The 19,698-nt window shown below is 48.8% G+C and carries 18 protein-coding genes; 11 read left to right on the forward strand and 7 right to left on the reverse strand.

Annotated features, from left to right (window positions below; translation table 11 throughout):
• Window positions 1-11 precede the first annotated feature (11 nt).
• From DEF47_RS03080 to DEF47_RS03095, 4 genes are read right to left on the reverse strand one after another with little or no spacing between them, the layout of a single operon-like run.
• Window positions 12-1,058: a zinc ribbon domain-containing protein gene (locus DEF47_RS03080; RefSeq protein ID WP_012191185.1), complete on the reverse strand. Its 1,047-nt coding sequence runs from the start codon at window positions 1,056-1,058 to the stop codon at window positions 12-14.
• 51 nt (window positions 1,059-1,109) lie between these two features.
• Window positions 1,110-2,111: a zinc ribbon domain-containing protein gene (locus DEF47_RS03085; RefSeq protein WP_012191186.1), complete on the reverse strand. Its 1,002-nt coding sequence runs from the start codon at window positions 2,109-2,111 to the stop codon at window positions 1,110-1,112.
• A gap of 32 nt (window positions 2,112-2,143) precedes the next feature.
• Window positions 2,144-2,458 (reverse strand): hypothetical protein, encoded by a 315-nt coding sequence (locus tag DEF47_RS03090; protein WP_012191187.1) that lies wholly within the window; start codon window positions 2,456-2,458, stop codon window positions 2,144-2,146.
• A 21-nt stretch (window positions 2,459-2,479) separates the two neighbouring features.
• The gene (locus tag DEF47_RS03095; protein ID WP_012191188.1) at window positions 2,480-3,184 is read right to left on the reverse strand and encodes a hypothetical protein; all 705 of its coding nucleotides are present in this window, start codon (window positions 3,182-3,184) and stop codon (window positions 2,480-2,482) included.
• Window positions 3,185-3,591: 407 nt separating this feature from the next.
• Between DEF47_RS03095 and chvE the strand changes: the two genes are divergently transcribed.
• From chvE to DEF47_RS03130, 7 genes are all read left to right on the forward strand, one after another.
• On the forward strand, window positions 3,592-4,680 hold the full coding sequence (gene chvE, locus DEF47_RS03100) for a multiple monosaccharide ABC transporter substrate-binding protein (protein WP_287044957.1): 1,089 nt from the start codon (window positions 3,592-3,594) through the stop codon (window positions 4,678-4,680).
• Between the two features lie 96 nt (window positions 4,681-4,776).
• Window positions 4,777-6,315 (forward strand): multiple monosaccharide ABC transporter ATP-binding protein, encoded by a 1,539-nt coding sequence (gene mmsA, locus DEF47_RS03105; RefSeq protein ID WP_012191190.1) that lies wholly within the window; start codon window positions 4,777-4,779, stop codon window positions 6,313-6,315.
• Window positions 6,312-7,529, forward strand: coding sequence for a multiple monosaccharide ABC transporter permease (gene mmsB / locus DEF47_RS03110; protein WP_012191191.1), 1,218 nt, complete (start codon window positions 6,312-6,314; stop codon window positions 7,527-7,529). The genes mmsA and mmsB overlap by 4 nt, the downstream gene beginning before the upstream one ends.
• Before the next feature lie 63 nt (window positions 7,530-7,592).
• The gene (locus DEF47_RS03115) at window positions 7,593-9,281 is read left to right on the forward strand and encodes a ribulokinase (RefSeq protein ID WP_012191192.1); all 1,689 of its coding nucleotides are present in this window, start codon (window positions 7,593-7,595) and stop codon (window positions 9,279-9,281) included.
• Window positions 9,282-9,306: 25 nt separating this feature from the next.
• A complete protein-coding gene (locus DEF47_RS03120; protein ID WP_012191193.1) occupies window positions 9,307-9,948 on the forward strand; it encodes an L-ribulose-5-phosphate 4-epimerase in 642 nt (213 codons plus the stop codon).
• Between the two features lie 202 nt (window positions 9,949-10,150).
• The gene (gene araA / locus DEF47_RS03125; RefSeq protein WP_012191194.1) at window positions 10,151-11,656 is read left to right on the forward strand and encodes an L-arabinose isomerase; all 1,506 of its coding nucleotides are present in this window, start codon (window positions 10,151-10,153) and stop codon (window positions 11,654-11,656) included.
• Between the two features lie 189 nt (window positions 11,657-11,845).
• Window positions 11,846-12,877, forward strand: a complete 1,032-nt coding sequence (locus DEF47_RS03130; protein WP_012191195.1) for a LacI family DNA-binding transcriptional regulator — start codon at window positions 11,846-11,848, stop codon at window positions 12,875-12,877.
• Between the two features lie 78 nt (window positions 12,878-12,955).
• On the opposite strand, the gene DEF47_RS03135 is transcribed toward DEF47_RS03130, so the two are convergent.
• Complete coding sequence (locus DEF47_RS03135) at window positions 12,956-13,420, reverse strand: hypothetical protein (RefSeq protein WP_041304694.1); 465 nt, start codon at window positions 13,418-13,420, stop codon at window positions 12,956-12,958.
• Between the two features lie 221 nt (window positions 13,421-13,641).
• On the opposite strand from DEF47_RS03135, the gene DEF47_RS03140 reads away from it, so the two are divergent.
• Both DEF47_RS03140 and DEF47_RS03145 read left to right on the forward strand, forming a co-directional pair.
• A complete protein-coding gene (locus tag DEF47_RS03140) occupies window positions 13,642-13,800 on the forward strand; it encodes a hypothetical protein (protein ID WP_164689306.1) in 159 nt (52 codons plus the stop codon).
• Entirely contained in the window at window positions 13,797-15,668 is a 1,872-nt protein-coding gene (locus DEF47_RS03145; RefSeq protein ID WP_012191197.1) for a hypothetical protein, read from the forward strand. The genes DEF47_RS03140 and DEF47_RS03145 overlap by 4 nt, the downstream gene beginning before the upstream one ends.
• Window positions 15,669-15,717: 49 nt before the next feature.
• On the opposite strand, the gene DEF47_RS03150 is transcribed toward DEF47_RS03145, so the two are convergent.
• Complete coding sequence (locus DEF47_RS03150) at window positions 15,718-16,728, reverse strand: GHMP family kinase ATP-binding protein (protein ID WP_012191198.1); 1,011 nt, start codon at window positions 16,726-16,728, stop codon at window positions 15,718-15,720.
• 136 nt (window positions 16,729-16,864) lie between these two features.
• Window positions 16,865-17,323: a DinB family protein gene (locus DEF47_RS03155; RefSeq protein WP_012191199.1), complete on the reverse strand. Its 459-nt coding sequence runs from the start codon at window positions 17,321-17,323 to the stop codon at window positions 16,865-16,867.
• Window positions 17,324-17,728: 405 nt separating this feature from the next.
• Here DEF47_RS03155 and DEF47_RS03160 point away from each other — a divergent pair, with 405 nt between their 5' ends.
• Entirely contained in the window at window positions 17,729-19,051 is a 1,323-nt protein-coding gene (locus DEF47_RS03160; protein WP_012191200.1) for a pyridoxal phosphate-dependent aminotransferase, read from the forward strand.
• A gap of 2 nt (window positions 19,052-19,053) precedes the next feature.
• Window positions 19,054-19,677: a histidine phosphatase family protein gene (locus tag DEF47_RS03165; protein WP_012191201.1), complete on the forward strand. Its 624-nt coding sequence runs from the start codon at window positions 19,054-19,056 to the stop codon at window positions 19,675-19,677.
• Window positions 19,678-19,698 lie beyond the last annotated feature (21 nt).

The following is a 19,698-nucleotide window of genomic DNA, read 5'->3' on the forward strand; positions in this document are numbered from 1 at the left end:
GTTTTAGTTTTTTAGGCCGATTTTTCGTTAATTTTTTGCACATCCCACACTATCTTACTCCATCGGCTATAGAATAATTGATACTTCTCGCCTTTGACCAGCTCAAGATAGTGCTGTTGCTTAACTGATACCTTGCCAAGTTTTTGAAATTTCGCCGTATATTCAACTCCAGGATTGCTATGTCTCTTATCAAAATCGATAAATGTATCGATCGTAGATTCAACCTTTCCTGTAATAAAATCGATAACTTGAAATACTATTCCTTTAAATAAATTCAGAAATATAAACAGAATTACAGAAGATACTATAATACCTATAGATGCATTATCAGAATTCCATAATAATCTTTTTATATAACTACCTAAAAATAGATAAATTAATATCATAAAAATCACAAAATTCACAATCGATACTATAATTTCTTTACGTTGATTAAGTGATAATTGACCTACTCCTTGAACACCCTCATTTGGTGAGTAGGATATTTGTTTTTCGCTTAATACATTATCAAGAACTGCTTGATTCGATTCAAGTTTCACCTTCCAAAGCTTTTTACTTTTTTGGCTATACATTACTCGATAGAATGATTGCAATTCAACAGTATTATATATTTCTTGATCAACTTGAAAATCACCAAGACGCTTAAAAAAAGCCATATAGATGATGCTTCCTTTATGACCATAAAACCGATCTACTTTGAGTAATTGGTCCGATTCAACGTACACAACACTATTGACAAGATCATGTAAATCTTTATTAAAATATGTAGCAGCAACAATCAAGCCAATCACGATCAACAATGGAATCAACGTAAAATTTTTGGGTGAAACAAGCGTAAAGATTCCAATAATTGGCACTAAGGCAAATAATAATGGAAACAAGGCTTTGATGAAATGATACCAGCGTTGTTTGCCGGTCATTGGCATGCTTGGAGCCTGCTTTGAACGAGGCGTTGCAGGCTTTAATTCAGTTTTTTCGGCTAAATCCGGCCAGCCACAGCGTTCACACGTAGCTTGATTATCAGGAATTTTGGTATAACAATTTGGGCAATTCATCATTTTACTCCTTCGCTCATCGCATCAATAATTAGCTTAACCAATAATTTAGGTTTAAGAATCGAGTAATTGTGCCTCCCATAACTTTCTAGTCCATCGACTATACGTAATTTGATATATTTGATTTTCAACCAGATCTATATACTGTTGCTCATTAATATTCAGGCGATTATTGCCTTCAAATATTGCATAAAAACGTTTCCCTCTTCGGCCATAGGTAAATTCCACCCGAATCAATCGATCATTGTCAAGCTCATTCGTATTCGAAATCAAATCTAATAGAGCAAGAACAATCATTCCTAGGTTATAAAAAATAAAGATATATATAATAATTATAAATACATTTAAATCAGATAACGCTAAAGCTGGATTAAAAATAACATATATTGGATACAAAGAAACAAGAATACTATGTCTCATCAGCATAAATAATAATTCTTTTCGCTGAATAAATGTTATTTTTCTTTGTTTATCACTTATATTTTCCTGATGATTTGGTTTTATATCAGAAATTATGTTAGCTGGTTTTTCATCTTCAATTTTCATGCTCCAAACGATTTTACTTCTTGGACTATACTGTATCTGATATATTGCTCCTAACTTAGCGTTATCAAACATCTCAGCATCAATTGTCACACAGCCAAGATCTTTAAAGAAACCAAAGTAGTAAGTTCTGCTATTTTGAACACGATCAACCCTAATGAGTTGGAATGACTTAATATAGGAATTTCCGTCAATTAATTCATGCAAACTAGAGATTTTATAAATACCAATAATTATAACACCAATACCTAGCGTAAATACTAACCAATTAAATTGCATTGGTAAAAGAATACCAAAAATAATAATATTTGGTATTGCAAGCAGTAATAACCCAAAAAGGCTACTCAGAAAAAGACTCCAACGTTGTTTGCCGTTTAGGGGCACAGTTGTACGACGAACTGAGTTCACCTGGGATTTTGGTGATTGAGTGTTTCTTGGTACACCAGGCCCACCACATTTAGGGCAGCGGGTTTCACCTGATGGGAATTTGATATAACAATTTGGACAATACATAACTCTGTTCCATCGTTCTCACATGCTAGAACTTACTTTTCGCGTTTACTCCGCCAAAGATCAAAGATTAATCGGCCTATTTTAGCTACTAGATACACGCCAAAAATCGCCATCAGCAGCCAATACAACCAGCCATATGAGCTGAAAAACCACCAACAGAAAATGAGCATTATTGACCAAGGCACCAAGCCAACCAAAAAGAATTGCCATGCTTGCTTGGCAGTCAATGGCCGAGAACCTAGCGGAGCAACTACTACCTGTAAGGCTTGTTGATTGATTACAAAACCGCAATTATCACAATTACCAGCGGTGGTTGTAATCGGTGCAGTACATTCTGGACATTGCATCGAGATTCCTATTCTGCTGAATTAGCCAAGCTGTTGCATCGCCCACAGCCGTTTGCTACGAGGGCTATAGGTCACTTGGTAAATTGCCCCTTGAAAGGCTCCATCGTAGTTTTCGCGGCCAATATTCAAGCGGCCAATTCGTTCGAAATGCCCATAATAGGTTCGGCTATTTTTATTTTTAACAACTTGGGTTTTAGTCAAGCGATCAACTTGGACTTGGGCCACGCCACTGAAAAAATCGGCCAAATTCATAATTGCTTGCCAACCCACCACCAAGCCAAATAGACCCAAAATAAACCAAAAAAAGCTAATTTCCTCGGAACCCCCCGATCCTCCAATAAACCAAATGGGGATCGCCAAGATGATGAGTGGAAAAAACGCGCCAAACAGCAATTGGGTCTTTTGGCCACTGGTCAAGGTCACCGTTGTGGGCATGGCGTTGCCCATCATGGTGGCGTTTGGTGGTGGTGCAACGCTTTGCAGCGGCGCTTGATCCCAGGTCGAGGCTGGCTCAGCAGTTGGTTGCTCCCACGCTGCCGAAGCAGGCATGGTTGGCTCCCAAACCCCAGCATCATTGGTTTGATCGCGACCCCAAGCATTGGCGGTTGGCGATTCACCAAAGGCGGCTGAGGAAGTTGCGGCTGCGGGCGCACGTAATGGCCAATCGCAACGCGGGCATTTTTCAGTGCTATTTGAAACATTGCTATAACAATTTGGGCATTTCATTAGCAGTTCCTCCATTAATAGTGTACGCCTAGAATCATCGCGTGTTGCGCGAGCCAGCAGCGATCAGGCAGAATCCCCCCAGATGGGCTAGATCGGGATAGTTCAAAATACCGATAAAGCTTGCTTGACAGCGCTAATCTGGATTGTTATAATGCGACCGTTATCGATAACGGGATCGATAACGGGATCGATAACGAGGTCGGTACCACCTCTAAAACCCTCCCTTCCATTCGCCGTTCCAAACTTAAGCTACAGTGTTCGCAACTTGTGTTCGTTGGGTGTGCAATTAAGCTCATCAACAGCATTTGTGGCAAAACCCAAGCCACCGCCCACGAAAACTTACTCCAAGGAAGGACATGACGATGAAGTCTCCTCGCGCGAAGTTCATGATGGTTTTGATGTTGCTCATGACAATGGTTTTGGCCAGCTGTGGCGAAGCCGCAACTCCAACCACTGCGCCAACCGATGGCGGCACTGGTGGCACAACCGCCAGCAGCGATAACAGCAAATTCACCATTGGGATCTCAATGCCCACCAAATCATCAGCCCGCTGGATTGCCGACGGCGATAATATGGTGAAATATTTCCAAGAAAAAGGCTTCAAAACCGACCTTCAATACGCTGAAGACGATATCCCAACCCAACTTTCACAAATTGAAAACATGGTCACCAAAGGGGTCAATGTTTTGGTGATTGCGGCAATCGATGGCGAAACCCTCTCAGATGTTCTGCAAAGTGCTAAAGACAAGAAAATTCTGGTTATCGCCTACGACCGCTTGATCAAGAAAACCCCCAACGTTGACTACTACGCCACCTTCGATAACTTCCAAGTTGGGGTCTTGCAAGCCCAATCAATCGAAACCAAACTTGGTTTGAAAGAAGGCAAAGGCCCATTCAATATCGAGTTGTTCGGTGGCTCATCCGACGATAACAACGCCTTCTTCTTCTACAATGGCGCTATGTCGGTCTTGCAACCTTACATCGATAGCGGCAAGTTGGTGGTTGGTAGCGGCCAAACTGGTATGGATAAAGTTGCCACCCTGCGCTGGGACGGTGCTACCGCCCAATCACGCATGGACAACATTTTGAGCGCCTTCTACGGCGACAAACGGGTTGATGCAGTGCTTTCACCATACGATGGTATCAGCATCGGGATCATCTCATCGCTCAAGGGTGTTGGCTACGGTAGCGCCGACAAACCAATGCCAGTCGTTTCAGGCCAAGATGCTGAAGTGCCCTCAGTCAAGTCAATTATCGCTGGCGAACAAAGCTCAACCATCTTCAAAGATACCCGCGAGCTTGCTAAATCAGTGGTAGGTATGGTCGAAGCATCATTGTCAGGCAAAGAAGTTGCCGTCAACGATACCAAAACCTATGACAATGGGGTCAAAGTTGTTCCTTCACAATTGCTGGTTCCGGTGGTCGTCGATGTAACCAACTGGGAAAAAGTATTGATCGACAGTGGTTACTACAAAAAAGAAGACATAACCAAATAATTCTGGCAGCAAGGTCTGTGTATGGGCAAGGCTCATGCACAGACCTGCTTGCATATGAACAACTTGGCCATCTTCTCAGCAAACGAGGCACAGGTTATGTCTGATGTACTACTTGAAATGCGCGGAATCACCAAAACCTTTCCTGGGGTCAAAGCGCTGAATGATGTCAACCTACAAGTGCGCCGAGCCGAAATTCATGCCTTGGTCGGCGAAAATGGCGCAGGCAAATCAACCCTGATGAAGGTGCTCAGCGGAGTCTATCCCCACGGAACCTACACTGGCGAGATTATTTTCGAGGGCCAAGAATGTCGTTTTAACGATATTAGCGCCAGCGAAAAACTGGGGATCGTGATTATTCACCAAGAACTGGCCTTGATTCCGTTTCTCTCCATTGCCGAAAATATCTTTCTCGGCCACGAAACTGCCTCACGCGGCGTGATCAATTGGAATACGGCGATTGCCAAAACCCAAGCATTGCTCAAAAAAGTGGGGCTGAGTGAATCGCCCAATACCTTAATTACTGATATGGGCGTGGGCAAGCAACAACTGGTGGAAATTGCCAAAGCGCTTGCTAAAGAAGTTAAACTGCTGATTCTCGATGAACCAACTGCTAGCTTAAACGAAAGCGATAGCGAAGCCTTGCTCGACTTGCTGCTGCAATTCAAACAACAAGGCATTTCATCAATTCTCATTTCGCACAAACTGAATGAGGTTTCGCAGGTTGCTGATGCGATTACAGTGCTCCGTGATGGCGCAACCATCGAAACGCTCGATTGCCACAAAGAACCAATTAGCGAAGACCGAATTATCCGCGGCATGGTTGGCCGCGATTTGAGCCATCGTTTCCCGCCGCGCGAGGCCACGATTGGCGAAACCATGTTTGAAGTCCGCGATTGGAATGTCTATCACCCACTCCACGCCGAGCGCAAAGTTGTCGATAACGTCAGCTTTACTGTGCGCAAAGGCGAAATCGTCGGGATCGCTGGCCTGATGGGTTCGGGCCGCACCGAATTAGCAATGAGTATTTTTGGCCACGCTTATGGTAAGCATATCAGTGGCCATGTATATAAAAATGGCCGTGAGATCGATGTTCGCACGATCCAAAAGGCCATTCGCAATGGCATTGCCTATGTCACCGAAGATCGCAAAAGCTATGGTTTGGTGTTGATCGATGGGATTAAAAATAATATTACCCTCGCCAATCTACCAGCCGTCGCCCGCAACTCGGTGATCAACGAGCCAAAAGAGTTGCGCGTCACCAATCAATATCGTGATGATTTAGCAATTCGTAGCTCCAGCGTCTTGCAAAAAACCGTTAATCTCTCTGGTGGCAATCAGCAAAAAGTCGTGTTAAGCAAATGGCTGTTTGCCAGCCCCGATATCCTGATTCTCGATGAGCCAACCCGTGGGATTGATGTGGGAGCCAAATACGAAATCTACACGATTATCAATCGCTTGGCGCAAGAAGGCAAAGCCGTCATTGTGATCTCTTCGGAATTACCCGAAATTCTCGGCATGTGTGATCGCATTTATGTGATGAATGAAGGCCAGATTGTGGGCGAAATGCCTGCTGCTGATGCCTCGCAAGAGAAAATCATGAAATGCATTATGCAGCAGGAGGTTAACCAGCCATGAGCGCTGAACTAAAAACCAACGAATCCAGCAAAGCGGCTGGTTTCAATTTCGCCACCGTTGTCGATTTCTTCAAAAATAATATGCGCGAATATGGCATGCTGGTTGCCCTTGTGATCATTGTGCTGTATTTTCAATTTCAAACCGATGGGGTGCTGCTGCAACCACTCAATGTCACCAATGTGATTTTGCAAAATAGCTATATCGTGGTGATGGCCTTGGGGATGTTGCTGATCATCGTGGCAGGCCATATTGACCTCTCGGTCGGCTCGGTGGCAGCCTTCGTTGGAGCGGTGGCTGGCTATATGCTGGTCGAAAAAGATTATCCAATCATTGTTGCCTTTGCTGCTTGTATCGCCATCGGTGCAGCAATTGGCGCGTTTCAGGGCTATTGGGTGGCCTTTCGCAAAATTCCAGCCTTTATTGTGACCCTCGCGGGCATGTTGATTTTTCGTGGCTTGACCTTGGTCATGTTAGGTGGTACATCACTTGGCCCCTTCCCCTCAAGCTTCCGCGAAATGAGCACAGGCTTTATCGGCGACCCAATCGGCGGAGCTGAATCAGCTCTCCACATCACGACACTGATCGTAGGCTTAGCCTTTGCGGCAATCATCGTTTACTTAGATCTAGTCGGTCGCAAAAATAGCCGCTCGTTCAACTTCCCAGTCATGTCAACTCCATTGTTTATCGCCAAAAATGCCTTGATTGTTGGGATTATTCTAGCCTTCTGCTATATCCTCGCTTCCTACGAAGGCTTGCCCAATGTCTTACTAGTGTTGATCGGCTTAATCGCGCTGTATATGTTTGTTACCAAAAAGACTGTGATTGGGCGACGGATTTATGCCTTGGGTGGCAACGAAAAAGCCGCTAAGCTCTCTGGTGTGCCAACCGACCGATTAACCTTCTATACCTTCATCAACATGGGGGTTTTGGCAGCCATCGGTGGGTTGATCTTCACCGCTCGTCTGAACTCGGCCACACCCAAGGCAGGCACAGGCTTTGAGCTTGATGTAATCGCCTCAGTCTTTATCGGTGGTGCATCAGCCTCAGGTGGCATCGGCACAGTCTTTGGCGTGGTGATCGGGGCACTGGTGATGGGCGTGCTCAACAACGGTATGTCGATCGCTGGGGTAAGCGTCGATTGGCAACAAGTGATCAAAGGCGCTGTGCTGTTGGTCGCAGTCTACTTCGATGTATCCAGCAAAAATAAAGGTTAATTGCAGGTAGCCAAGGCATTAGCCTCGCTAGGCTAGTGCCTTACCAATCTAAAAGGAGTTGCCATGAGTCGGCAAACATACGCGATCGGTGTCGATTTCGGCACCGAGTCGGGCCGTGCTGTGCTCGTTGATGTGCGCAATGGTCAAGAAATCGCCACGGCAATTTATCCCTATGCCAATGGTGTGATCGACGAGAAGCTGCCTGGCACCAACATTCGGCTGGAGCCAGATTGGGCACTACAAGACCCCAATGATTATCTCGATGTGTTCAAAATAACCATTCCTGCTATTCTCAAAGAAAGTGGCGTTGACCCAGCCAATGTGATTGGGATTGGGGTCGATTTTACTGCTTGTACGATGTTGCCAACCAAAGCCGATGGCACGCCATTGTGTATGCTGCCTGAGTGGCGCAACACTCCTCATGCCTGGGTCAAATTGTGGAAACATCACGCGGCCCAGCCAGAAGCCAACCAACTTAACCACCTTGCTCGTGAGCTTGGCTATAGCTTTCTTGATCGCTACGGCGGCAAAATTAGCTCGGAGTGGTTTTTTCCCAAGGCTTGGCAAATTCTCAACGAAGCCCCCGAAGTCTATGCCGCCGCTGATCGTTTGATCGAAGCGACTGACTGGGTAGTTTGGCAATTAACTGGGGTCGAAACCCGCAATGAATGCACCGCAGGCTACAAAGCCATGTGGTCGAAATCCGAGGGCTTTCCACCCAACGAATTTTTCAAAGCACTCGACGAACGTATGGAACAGATCGTCGATCAAAAAATGTCGCGCACGCTCTTGCCGCTTGGCGCAAAAGCTGGCGGTCTCAGCCAACAAGCCGCCGAATGGACGGGCTTACTGGCAGGCACAGCAGTTGCCGTCGCCAATGTTGATGCCCACGTCACCCTGCCAGTTACTGGCAACACCGAAATCGGCACGATGGTGATGATTATGGGCACCAGCACCTGCGACGTGATGAACGGCGAACATCGCGATGAATTGCCAATTGTCGAGGGCATGTGCGGGGTGGTTGATGGCGGGATCGTGCCAGGCATGCTGGGCTACGAGGCAGGCCAGAGCGGGGTTGGCGATATTTTCGCTTGGTTTATTGAGCATGGCGTGCCTGGCGACTATTTTGAGCAAGCTAAGGCCGAAGACATCAATATTCACACCTTGCTCGAACGTGAAGCCGCCAAACTTCAGCCTGGCGAGAGCGGTCTCTTGGCGCTCGATTGGTTCAATGGCAATCGCTCAACTTTGGTCGATGTTGAACTCAACGGCTTGGTGTTGGGCATGACCTTGGCCACCAGCGCACCCGAAATTTACCGTGCCTTGCTTGAAGCGACGGCCTATGGCAAACGCGAAATTATCGAAACCTTCAATCAATCGGGCGTGCCAATTCGCAAATTGATTGCGGCTGGCGGCCTGCCCGAGAAAAATCATCTGCTGATGCAAATTTACGCTGATGTGACCAACTATGAAATTAGCGTGATTGCCAGCAAACAAGCCCCAGCGCTTGGTTCGGCCATGCACGGCGCAGTTGCTGCTGGCGTTGAAGCAGGTGGCTACGCCGATATTGCCAGCGCCGCCAAACAGATGGGCCGACTTAAAACCGAAACGTTCAAGCCCATTCCCGCCAATGTTGAAATTTACGACCAGCTCTATGCTGAATATAAAGTGCTATACAACTACTTTGGTCGTGGCGAAAACGATGTGATGAAGCGCTTGCGAATGCTCCGTCACGCCGCACTCACGGCGTAGTTGCAGCTAGATTGGAATTGAGACCATGTTAGAAACAATTAAACACGAACTCTGGAAATTGCACCTTGAATTGCCCAAAAATGGCTTGGTGACTTGGACTTCGGGCAACGTCAGTGCCCGTGATCCTGAAACCAATTTGGTGGTAATCAAGCCGAGCGGCGTGATGTTTGAAGATTTGCGCCCAGCCGATCATGTGGTCGTCGATTTAAACGGCAATGTGATCGAAGGCGACCTAAAACCATCATCGGATACCGCCAGCCATTTGTATATTTATCGCCATCGCCCTGATGTCAATGGGATTGTGCATACACACTCGCCATTCGCCACGGCTTTTGCGGCTAACGGCAAATCAATTCCGGTTTATCTCACAGCAATGGCCGATGAATTTGGTGGACCGATTCCATGTGCTGGATTTGCCTTGATTGGTGGCGAAGAAATTGGCCAGCAGGTGGTTGAACATATCGGCACATCGCCAGCGGTGTTGCTGCAAAATCATGGCGTTTTCACAATTGGCAAATCGGCCAAAGCCGCCGTCAAGGCTGCCGTGATGACCGAAGATGTAGCGCGAACGACTTGGTATGCCTTGCAAATCGGCCAGCCCCAAGAAATCGCTAGCGAAGACGTTGCCAAATTGCACTATCGCTATACCCATGTGTATGGTCAATAAAGCTGGGGATCGGTTGTTGGGGATCGGGTTATAGATAACTTTGGTTCCCTCACCCCCTAGCCCCCTCTCCCGCCCAGCAGGCGAGGGGGAAACCCTTGATCATGATCATTAGATCTCCCCTCTCCCGCCGCAGTGGGAGAGGGATTGGGGGTAAGGGAATGAACCGATCCCCAAACCCCAACTATTACAGAAAGGCCAGTCAATGCTTGACTTGAAACAATACGAAGTTTGGTTTATTACGGGCAGCCAACATTTGTATGGCCCCGAAACTTTAGAACAAGTTGCCAAACACTCCCAAATTATCGCCGCTGGGCTTGATCAAAGTAGCACAATTCCGGTGCGGGTGGTGTTTAAGCCTGTGCTTAAAACGCCCGACGAAATTTATAATTTGGTGCTCGAAGCCAACGCCGCCAAAAACTGCATTGGCTTGGTCGCGTGGATGCATACCTTCTCGCCAGCCAAAATGTGGATTGCCGGCCTACGCAGCTTGCAAAAACCATTGGCTCACTTGCACACCCAATTCAACAGCGAAATTCCATGGTCGGAAATCGACATGGATTTTATGAATCTCAACCAAGCCGCCCACGGCGACCGCGAATTTGGCTTTATTGTCAGCCGCATGCGCTTGGAACGCAAAGTGATTGTGGGTCATTGGCAAGATAGCGAAGTGCATGATCGAATTGCTGCCTGGACTCGCGCCGCCGCTGCTTGGCACGATGCTCAAGGCGCACGCTTCGCCCGCTTTGGCGACAACATGCGTGAAGTTGCCGTAACCGAAGGCGATAAAGTTAATGCTCAAATGCGGCTTGGCTATAGCGTCAGCGGCTATGGCGTGGGCGATCTAGTGCGCTTTGTCAACGAAGTTAGCGATGCCGATATCGACAGCACGTTGCAAGAATATGCCGAACAGTACGAATTGGCAGCAGGTTTACAAGCTGGCGGCGAGCAGCATCACTCGCTACGTGAAGCCGCCCGCATCGAGCTAGGCTTGCGCTATTTCCTTGAGCATGGCAATTTCAAAGGCTTTACAACGACGTTTGAAGATTTACATGGCTTAGTGCAATTGCCAGGTTTAGGCCCACAACGCCTGATGGATCGTGGCTATGGCTTTGCTGGCGAGGGCGATTGGAAAACCGCTGCGCTGGTGCGGGCAATGAAGGTGATGAGCGCTGGCCTCAACGGTGGCACTTCTTTCATGGAAGATTACACCTATCACTTTGGCAGCAACGGCATGAAAGTGCTAGGCGCACATATGCTCGAAATCTGTCCATCAATTGCTGCGACTAAACCACGGCTCGAAGTGCATCCCTTGGGCATTGGTGGCAAGGCTGATCCGGTGCGTATGGTATTTGATGCCAAAACTGGACCTGCCGTCAACGCCTCAATCGTGGAAATGGGCAATCGTTTGCGCTTGATCAATAGCGTGGTTGATGCAGTTGAAACCGACCAACCCTTGCCCAAATTACCAGTTGCCCGCGCCTTGTGGCTACCCCAGCCCGATCTCAAAACCGCTGCGGCAGCTTGGATCTACGCAGGCGGAGCGCATCACACGGGCTTTAGTTTTGATCTGACCAGCGAACATCTCGCCGACTTTGCTGAAATTGCTGGCATGGAATATTTGCAAATTGATCGCAACACCAACGTTCAGCAATTCAAACAAGAACTTCGTTGGAACGATCTGTACTATCACTTGGCCAAAGGTTTGTAAACCCACGGCAAGCAACCCAAGTCGCAACGCTGCACAACCTTGGCAACGATCGCCAACTGTGGTGGATTGGCGATCCTCTAGCCTTGAGCAGCAGGGCAACTTGGCGTGAGCAACGCTGGGACAAAATCGGCTATACTACCGACTTGCGTCCCAGCGATCTGAAATGCACCATGCTATTGGGAGTTCGCCATGACCATTCAGCGTCCACAAAAAGTCACGATCAAAGATATTGCCAAACTGTGTAATGTTTCGACCCAAACCGTTTCGCGGGTGCTCAACAATCGGCCTGATGTTTCGCCGCAAACCCGTGAGGCCGTTGAAAAAGCCATCGCTGATATGGGCTATCAGCCAAGTGCCTTAGCCCGCAGCCTCGTGCAACAGCAAAGCTTTACCTTGGGGGTAATTACCGCAGGCTTGCAATATATGGGCGTGTCGCTCACGTTGAATGGAATTGCCGAAGAAAGCGAAGCCTCGAATTATGCCCTGTTGCTCAAAGAATTACCGCGCTTTGATCTGACCAACATTGTGCCAATTATTGAAGCGCTCATGGCCCGCCATGTTGATGGGATTATCTTTGCGGCGGCTGAACTCAACGAAAATGTCGAGCTGGTTCAAGCTCAACTTCCAGCAACCTGCCCACCGATTGTTTTTGTCAAAAGCCAACCTAATGAGCGCTTTACCACAATTGGCATCGATAATTATGGCGGTGCACGCCAAGCAGTTGAGCATCTGCTCAGCATTGGGCGGCGCGAAATTGGCCTGATTTGCGGGCCAATCGAATGGCTCGAAACCCGCCAACGCCGTAGTGGCTGGTACGATGGATTAGCGGCAGCAGGCATTACGCCAACCCAACAGCAAATTGGCATTGGCAATTGGTCGGCAGCCAGCGGCGAGCAAGCCTGCGCCGAATTATTCAAACGCTACCCACAGATGGATGCCGTATTTGCTTGTAACGATCAAATGGCCTTGGGTGCGTTGCATTATGCCAGCAGTCATGGCATTCGCGTGCCCGAAGATTTGGCAGTTGTCGGCTTTGATGATTTAGCTGAGGCCGCCTATTTTTCACCAGCACTGACCACGATTCGCCAACCATTGCGTGAATTAGGCCGCTTGGCCGTTCAAACCTTGTTGCAATTGATCAATCCTAATGAAGGCCAAATGCCACCAGTTGTAACAACCATGCCAACCCAATTGATCGTGCGCGACAGTAGCCTGAGCTAAGCAATTTTACGGGTAACTAGCGCCAATTCCCAGACGATGTTGCTACGCTGGCTATAGTTTACAACATAATAATTACCTTCAATTGCACGTTCGTAGTGACGTTTGCTGCAATTGTTGGCTACCAATTGCCCTAAAATCGCCATAAAACCGCCTGCCACCACGCCTACGAACCTCTTGTAATGCTTGCAATTGATCAATTTGCACCAGCACCTGACCACTGATCCAATCGCGCAGCAATCGCACGAGATAAAAGCCCACTACAGCGATCATGAGTCCGATTATGGGCCAAATCAAGCCTGAAACCTGCTTAAGTGCAACATGGAACGTAACAACAATACCTATGAGAAATAGGAGTGCAACCAATAAGGTAACAATATTTTGTCGCAATCCTTGGCGTTGCTGCGTGGATAACGCGATGTGTTGGCGCATAATCAGGGGTTTGAGCATTCGTTTACAGTTGGGGCATTGATTAATATGCAGCGCAACTTTTTGCTGACAACGCGGGCATTGCATGGCGATTTCCTCAACATCAGAATTCGCCATGGAATACGCACCTATTAAGTAGTTGGTTGGCTTCAATCGGCTCAGCATGGCCATTTCATAGTACCCAAACGTTGGCTCGATCCGGTCGATATGATTTTCTATGGTATAATGACAAAACCGCATCGCCAAGATGGGGTCATAGCCATTTGCGCCTACTGTAATGACTCTTGATTAGAACCACGCCCTAGCAATTTGGGGCATGGTGGAGAACACAGACCGATATGCCAATTGATGTTAAATCAATTCGACTCGGTGAAACTGGCTTGGAACGTCTGATCCAATGGTTGCGGACATCCAACCAGCCTCAAACGTTAGAAGCGATCACCGCGAAATATGTCGAAATTTTGCGCTCGCTGGTGGTTGAGGAGGAAGGGCGATGAGTAACCCAACCAATGCACCAGCTCAACCAACATGGAGTGGCAGCAACGAGCAGCAAACGCTGGCCGAGCGTGCCTTCAATGTGATGATGCTGCAAAGTGCCTTTTTTCCCGAAAATGTTCCGGTTCGCCAAACCGTAGCCAATCTGGCCGCATTTATTGCTAGCCAAGATGGGCTTGATGCAAGCGCTTTAGAAGCAACCATCAGCGCCGCGCTTGAAGCCAATAGCCAAATTTTTCGGCGGATTGACGATGGCGAACGTGTGGTTTATGCCACTACCCGCCTCGGCTACTATACCGAACCGCAAATTGATACACGCCATACTTTTGCCAAACGGCTGCACGAGCCAGAAAATCCCTTGCCAATCGATGATTTGAGCGTAGTGATTACCCGGACTCGCCCAGCTTTAACGACGATTGAGCCAGTGTTTATCTCGGATTACTGGCAACAACGCTCACCAACGACGGGTGAAGAAGGTGAAATTATCAACGTTGCGCCTATTTCCCCCAGCAGCGATGTTGAGCTTGACGAAACCTTCGAGGATGAAGTCGAACCAGTTGCCGTAGCACCGGTGGTGGTTGCTCCTGCAGCAGTGGTTGAAGCCCCAACTCCGGTTGTGGCAACCAATTCGACCACCTTGGTCTTGCCTGGTGGTGCAGCACTCGATTTTGCCCAATCGGTCGAACATATTTTGGCCGCCCATGGCAGCACAATCCAAGCAGCGTTATCCGAAGCTATCGATAACGACCCATTGCGCCGCATCGTGGCCTTTGGTGATGAATATTTTGCTGAAGAAAATATCCCAACGCTCAGCAAAGGCGATCTGCGCCGCATCCGCGAGTATATCGTGGAGCAAGGCGAGCCAATGCCCGATACCTCAATTCTCAGCGATGTTTACTATCGAAATCCCCGCGATAACGATTATGTGACCTTCCGCTTTGCCTTGAACTATCGGCTGAATCGCGAAAAAGATTTTGAGTTTGTTGGGGTGCAAGGCGCACGGTTGTGGAGCGCCAAGGGCTTGCCAGCAGTTGGCACCAAACGCTTAAAAACCAGCGAGCTTGGTCAGTTTTATAGCTTCCTCGAAGAAACACCTCACTTCGATGATAGCTTGAAGCAAACCAGTCCCGATGATATCAAACAAAACCGCCAAATGAGCCGCTTCCTGAGCTTCTTTGAATGGGAATATGGCGTGTTGCCCTACGATGCAGCAATGAAGGCACTCTTGCCACAACCATTGTTGCCCGAACAACGCACTGCCATCTTGCGGATCGAATCGCCACAGCACTATAGTTTCTATTTGGCTGAATTGCGCTACCCAACTGCCAATCGCGGTGGTTGGTTGCATGGCCTCGAAGATTTCTTCAAGGAACATTTGGTGCCAGGCGCGTTGATTACGCTTTCGGCGACCGATGATCCAAGTGTTTGGACGTTGCAATACGAAGAAACCAGCGGCGCTGATGTGAAGTTGCTGCAACAAGACGATAAAAAAGGCCGTTATGCCTTCGTCAAGCACACCTTCTACTGCGATGCTGACAACGATTTAATTGCCAGCCAAGAGCGCTTGCCACGGCTCAAGAACATGAAAGTGCTGACTCCAGGCGAACGCCGCCGCTTAGCCACCACCGCTGGCTATGTCTTGGAGCAAGTTGGCCAACCTCGCCCAGGCGATCGGGCTGGCTTCGAGCTGAGCATCGACGATCTGTTCTTGGGGGTCAACGTCCAACGGCCAGCAACCCGCAGCTATTTGCTTGGCGAATTGGCCGAGGAGCAAGATTTCTTCATCGAGGAAACGGCAGTTATCTACTTCCCGCCACCCGAAGATGAAACCAGCGTCGAAAACAAAAACTTCGTCGAAGACGACGAATAAAACAAAACGGCTGAGGCAACCACCTCAGCCGTTTTTTGATCGATCAAGATTAATCGTCTTCTTCAACACTCCAAGCATGCACGCCTTGCTTGGTAAACGAGAAGGGTCGCACGGTCACGCCTGCTTCAATCAAGGCCGCTTCGAGTTGCAGCCGCTTGCTAAATGGCACACAGAAACACATAAAGCCACCGCCACCAGCACCCGATAATTTGCCACCCCAAGCCCCTTGGCGCAAGGCTAAATCATAAATTTCGTTGACAATTGGCGGCGCAATATGTGGTGAGAAGGCTTTTTTAATTTCCCAAGCATGGTGAAGCAGTTTGCCAAATTCTTTGATCTGACCACGCCGCAAGAGTTTCGCACCCTCATCAACCATGGCTTTGGTTTCATCGTGCAGACGCAAGGTTTCGCCCTCGGTCACCCGCCGCACTTGGTCTTGCACCAAATTATGGGTCAGCAGCTTACGATCCCGCACATAGCCAATAATCAGGCACGACTCTAGTTCCAACAGAGCATCTTCACTGGTCGCAACGCGTTCGATGATCACCTGTGGGCCGCCGAAATGCTGCACGGCCATGCCACCAAACACCGCTGTATATTGGTCTTGGCGACCACCTGGAATCCCCAAATCAACTCGTTCGATGCGATAGGCCAACTCGGCCATTTCGTAGGCATCGAGCTTGAGGTGGTAGGCAGTATCGAGCAATTTGAGCATGCTCACCACCAAAGCCGAGGAAGAACCTAAGCCTGAACCTGGTGGCACATCGCTGAACATGGTAATTTCTACGCCGTTGATTTCAGGATGAGCATCGATTACTGCTTGGGGCAACGAAAGTTTGCCATCCCATTCACGCCCAGTTACCGCCCGACTAACGGCACTCAAGTCGAGTGAGCGAATCGTAATTCCAGGCTGATCGATCGGCTTGAGCATACAGCGCACATATTTATCAATCGTACAATTAAGCACCTTGCCGCCATGTTCTTCGGCATATGGGCTAACATCAGTGCCCCCGCCGAAAAAACCAATCCGCATTGGTGCTTTGGCTTTAAACAATTTCACACGCTACTCCTTGAGCCATGCCAGAACCGAGCGGCATAGCGATGAGGGTTAGTTATTGGCACAACAAAACGCCATCGCAAGCAATGGCGCTTCATATAATATACTATATTCTACTCAGTCAAAATGTATCGAGTAATTAGCGCAAGCGTTTAGCCTCATTCAAACCGTGTGAATAGAGATATTGCAGCCATGTGCGGGCATTCCATGCGCCAAAATCGTTGTGCTCGACCACATCGCTAGCTGGTTGCTCAAGCGCAAAACGTTTGGCTAAAGCAATGGTTTCTTGGCGGGTGGCCTTGAAATCGGCCTGCAACTGTGGCCATGAACGATCCTCGGCTGGCGCATACCCATTATATTCATCACGATTGAATGGCTCGCCAAAACACACTTTGAGCCGCTGCACTCCCCAGCGTTCGATGCCCACGATATGGCGTAATTGCTTCCGGTTTTCAGGCAGATCGGCAGCCTGATTGGCTCGCTGCTCAATCGTCGTACCACTTTCGGTCAAAAGCTTCTCGTAATCGCCATATGAACGCTGTTTGGACGGACGGATGAAGAATAAATAGGAAACCACCTTCAGAATCAAATTTCGCATAGCACCCTCATTGGATAGGATTCGGGGTTAATAGTAGCTTAAATTCAAGGATGAGGGATGAGGCCTATAAAGGCAAAAGGCAGAAATCAAAAGGCAAAATAGTAGGGGTCAGGATTCAGGGGCTAGGGTTCAGAGAATCACATAAATCTGTGCAATCTGTGGCGATAAATATTTCGTGGAATTCGTGGCGAAAAACTTAACCTTCGCGTTCTTCGCGGTTACAACCTTTCGTGCCCCTTCGCGTTCTTCGCGGTTTCAACCCTTCGTGTCCTTCGTGGATCAATTTGTCCTACAGCATTGCTCGAACTTGTCGCTGCTGCTTGACTGATGACATCTGCTATACTTAGGGACGCGAAATCGTCCCGCAAGCCAAACTGTTCCTCACAAATACCGAGGAGTGTAGCAATGACACTGATTGAAACGGTTGATGCCGCTCACTATTTCGAGCCAAAATCACCCGAACTGAGCAGCCAATCGATCTCCGCAATGGCGCGTGGCATGGTTGGTTCTGAAATTTTGCGAATTGCCGGTAATGTCCGCACGTTGCAAGCCCAAGGCCGCACAGTCTGTAATTTCACCGTCGGTGATTTTGCGCCTTCCCAGTTCCCAATTCCTGAAGCGTTGCGCGATGCAGCAATTGAATCATATAGCGCTGGCCGCACCAATTACCCACCAGCCGAAGGCGTGATGGCCTTGCGCAAAGCGGTGCTCGACCACTACGAACGCCGTTTGGGGTTGCGCTATCCCTTGGAAAGCATCCAAATTATTTCTGGCGCACGGCCAGGTCTCTACGCAGCCTATGGCGTATTGATTGATCCAGGTGAAACGGTGGTCTATCCAGTGCCATCGTGGAACAACAATCACTATGCCTATTTGTGTGGCTCCAAGGCGATTGAAGTGCCAACTCGCCCTGAAGATGGCTTCTTGCCAACCGCCGAACTGCTTGCGCCATTCATCCAAGAAGCACGTTTGATCTCGATTAACTCGCCGCTCAATCCAGCAGGCACGATGATCTCGCCTGAGGAATTGCGCAAAATTAGCGAGTTGATTGTCAATGAAAATAATCGCCGCAAAGAGCTTGGTTTGCGCTTGCTCTATTTGGTTTACGACCAAATTTATTGGGAATTGCAGCTTGGTGATATTCGCCACGTTACGCCGGTCGAAGTGATGCCCGAAATGTCAGCCTACACGATTTTCATCGATGGCATCTCAAAATCGTGGTCGGCAACTGGCTTGCGGGTTGGCTGGGTTGTGGCTCCGCCGCACATCACCGATCGCATCAAGGCCTTTTTGAATCACGTTGGCGCGTGGGCACCCCACCCAGAGCAAGAAGCCACAGCGCATATTTTGAATTCAATCGATGTGCTCGACGATTTCTATGCTCATATGCACAATGAAGTTCGCGCTCGCTTGAATTTGATCTACAACGCCGTACAGGAAATGAAGGCAGCCGGCTTGCCAGTCGATGCAATTGCACCGCAAGGGGCGATTTATCTTTCCACCCAATTCGATTTGGTTGGCAAGAGCCTTGATGGTGTGCCAATCACCAGTAACGCCCAAATTGGCGATATCTTGCTGGAGCAAGCAGGCGTGGCCTTGGTGCCATTCCAAGCCTTCGGCCTGCGCCAAGAAACCGGCTGGATGCGGCTCTCGGTTGGCGCGGTTTCAATCGCCGACGTTGAGCAATGCATCCCACGTATGCGAGCAATTTTGGAGCGCGTCAAGTAACGATGCCAGATCCACGTGGCCTGCGTTTGCTGCTAGCCCGCCATGGTGCGACCGCCTGGAACGAAGCGGGACGCTACCAAGGTCGTGCTGATGAAGGGCTAAGCCAGCGCGGTCAAGCTCAGGCTACCCAGCTTGGGCAGTGGCTCAGCGACGAAACACCAGAAATTGTGCTTCACAGTGGCGCACGTCGTACAGCCGAAACGCTGGCGCGTGCGCTACCGCAGCATCAAGCGATCAGCGACCCGCGCTGGCGCGAAATTGACCATGGCGAATGGGAAGGTCTGACCTATCGCCAAGTTTTGGATCAAGCTCCTGAGCAAGCCCGCGCTCATTGGAATGATCCGCTGCATATTCCCGCACCTCAAGGCGAAACCCTGATTACCGTCGCCGAGCGCGTCCAAGCCGCCACCAACGATCTGATTACCAATTACGCTGGACGCAGTGTCCTGTTAGTTGCCCATGCCACAAGCCTGCAAGTGTTATGCTGCCAATTATTTCAAACTCCCCTCAAGCTTTATTGGCAGTGGAAATTCGACCTTGGCAGCCTTTCGTGCCTCGAACTCTACCAAAGCGGTACGATCATCAATTGGCTCAATCGCGGCTACACCCGCCCCGCAAGCTGCTAGCATTCAATAGACTCGCAGCAT

The organism is Herpetosiphon sp. (assembly GCF_003512625.1).
In the GTDB taxonomy this organism is placed as follows: Bacteria; Chloroflexota; Chloroflexia; order Chloroflexales; family Herpetosiphonaceae; genus Herpetosiphon; species Herpetosiphon aurantiacus.

Excerpts from the sequence above, each read along its gene's own strand:
- DEF47_RS03165 (WP_012191201.1), top strand. The coding sequence starts at position 19,054 with ATGCCAGATCCACGTGGCCTGCGTTTGCTGCTAGCCCGCCATGGTGCG.
- DEF47_RS03120 (WP_012191193.1), top strand. The coding sequence starts at position 9,307 with ATGTTAGAAACAATTAAACACGAACTCTGGAAATTGCACCTTGAATTG.
- DEF47_RS03080 (WP_012191185.1), bottom strand. The coding sequence starts at position 1,058 with ATGATGAATTGCCCAAATTGTTATACCAAAATTCCTGATAATCAAGCT.
- mmsB (WP_012191191.1), top strand. The coding sequence starts at position 6,312 with ATGAGCGCTGAACTAAAAACCAACGAATCCAGCAAAGCGGCTGGTTTC.
- DEF47_RS03155 (WP_012191199.1), bottom strand. The coding sequence starts at position 17,323 with ATGCGAAATTTGATTCTGAAGGTGGTTTCCTATTTATTCTTCATCCGT.
- DEF47_RS03160 (WP_012191200.1), top strand. The coding sequence starts at position 17,729 with ATGACACTGATTGAAACGGTTGATGCCGCTCACTATTTCGAGCCAAAA.
- mmsA (WP_012191190.1), top strand. The coding sequence starts at position 4,777 with ATGTCTGATGTACTACTTGAAATGCGCGGAATCACCAAAACCTTTCCT.
- DEF47_RS03130 (WP_012191195.1), top strand. The coding sequence starts at position 11,846 with ATGACCATTCAGCGTCCACAAAAAGTCACGATCAAAGATATTGCCAAA.
- araA (WP_012191194.1), top strand. The coding sequence starts at position 10,151 with ATGCTTGACTTGAAACAATACGAAGTTTGGTTTATTACGGGCAGCCAA.
- DEF47_RS03140 (WP_164689306.1), top strand. The coding sequence starts at position 13,642 with ATGCCAATTGATGTTAAATCAATTCGACTCGGTGAAACTGGCTTGGAA.
- DEF47_RS03135 (WP_041304694.1), bottom strand. The coding sequence starts at position 13,420 with ATGGCGAATTCTGATGTTGAGGAAATCGCCATGCAATGCCCGCGTTGT.
- DEF47_RS03090 (WP_012191187.1), bottom strand. The coding sequence starts at position 2,458 with ATGCAATGTCCAGAATGTACTGCACCGATTACAACCACCGCTGGTAAT.
- DEF47_RS03095 (WP_012191188.1), bottom strand. The coding sequence starts at position 3,184 with ATGAAATGCCCAAATTGTTATAGCAATGTTTCAAATAGCACTGAAAAA.
- chvE (WP_287044957.1), top strand. The coding sequence starts at position 3,592 with ATGACAATGGTTTTGGCCAGCTGTGGCGAAGCCGCAACTCCAACCACT.
- DEF47_RS03115 (WP_012191192.1), top strand. The coding sequence starts at position 7,593 with ATGAGTCGGCAAACATACGCGATCGGTGTCGATTTCGGCACCGAGTCG.
- DEF47_RS03085 (WP_012191186.1), bottom strand. The coding sequence starts at position 2,111 with ATGTATTGTCCAAATTGTTATATCAAATTCCCATCAGGTGAAACCCGC.
- DEF47_RS03145 (WP_012191197.1), top strand. The coding sequence starts at position 13,797 with ATGAGTAACCCAACCAATGCACCAGCTCAACCAACATGGAGTGGCAGC.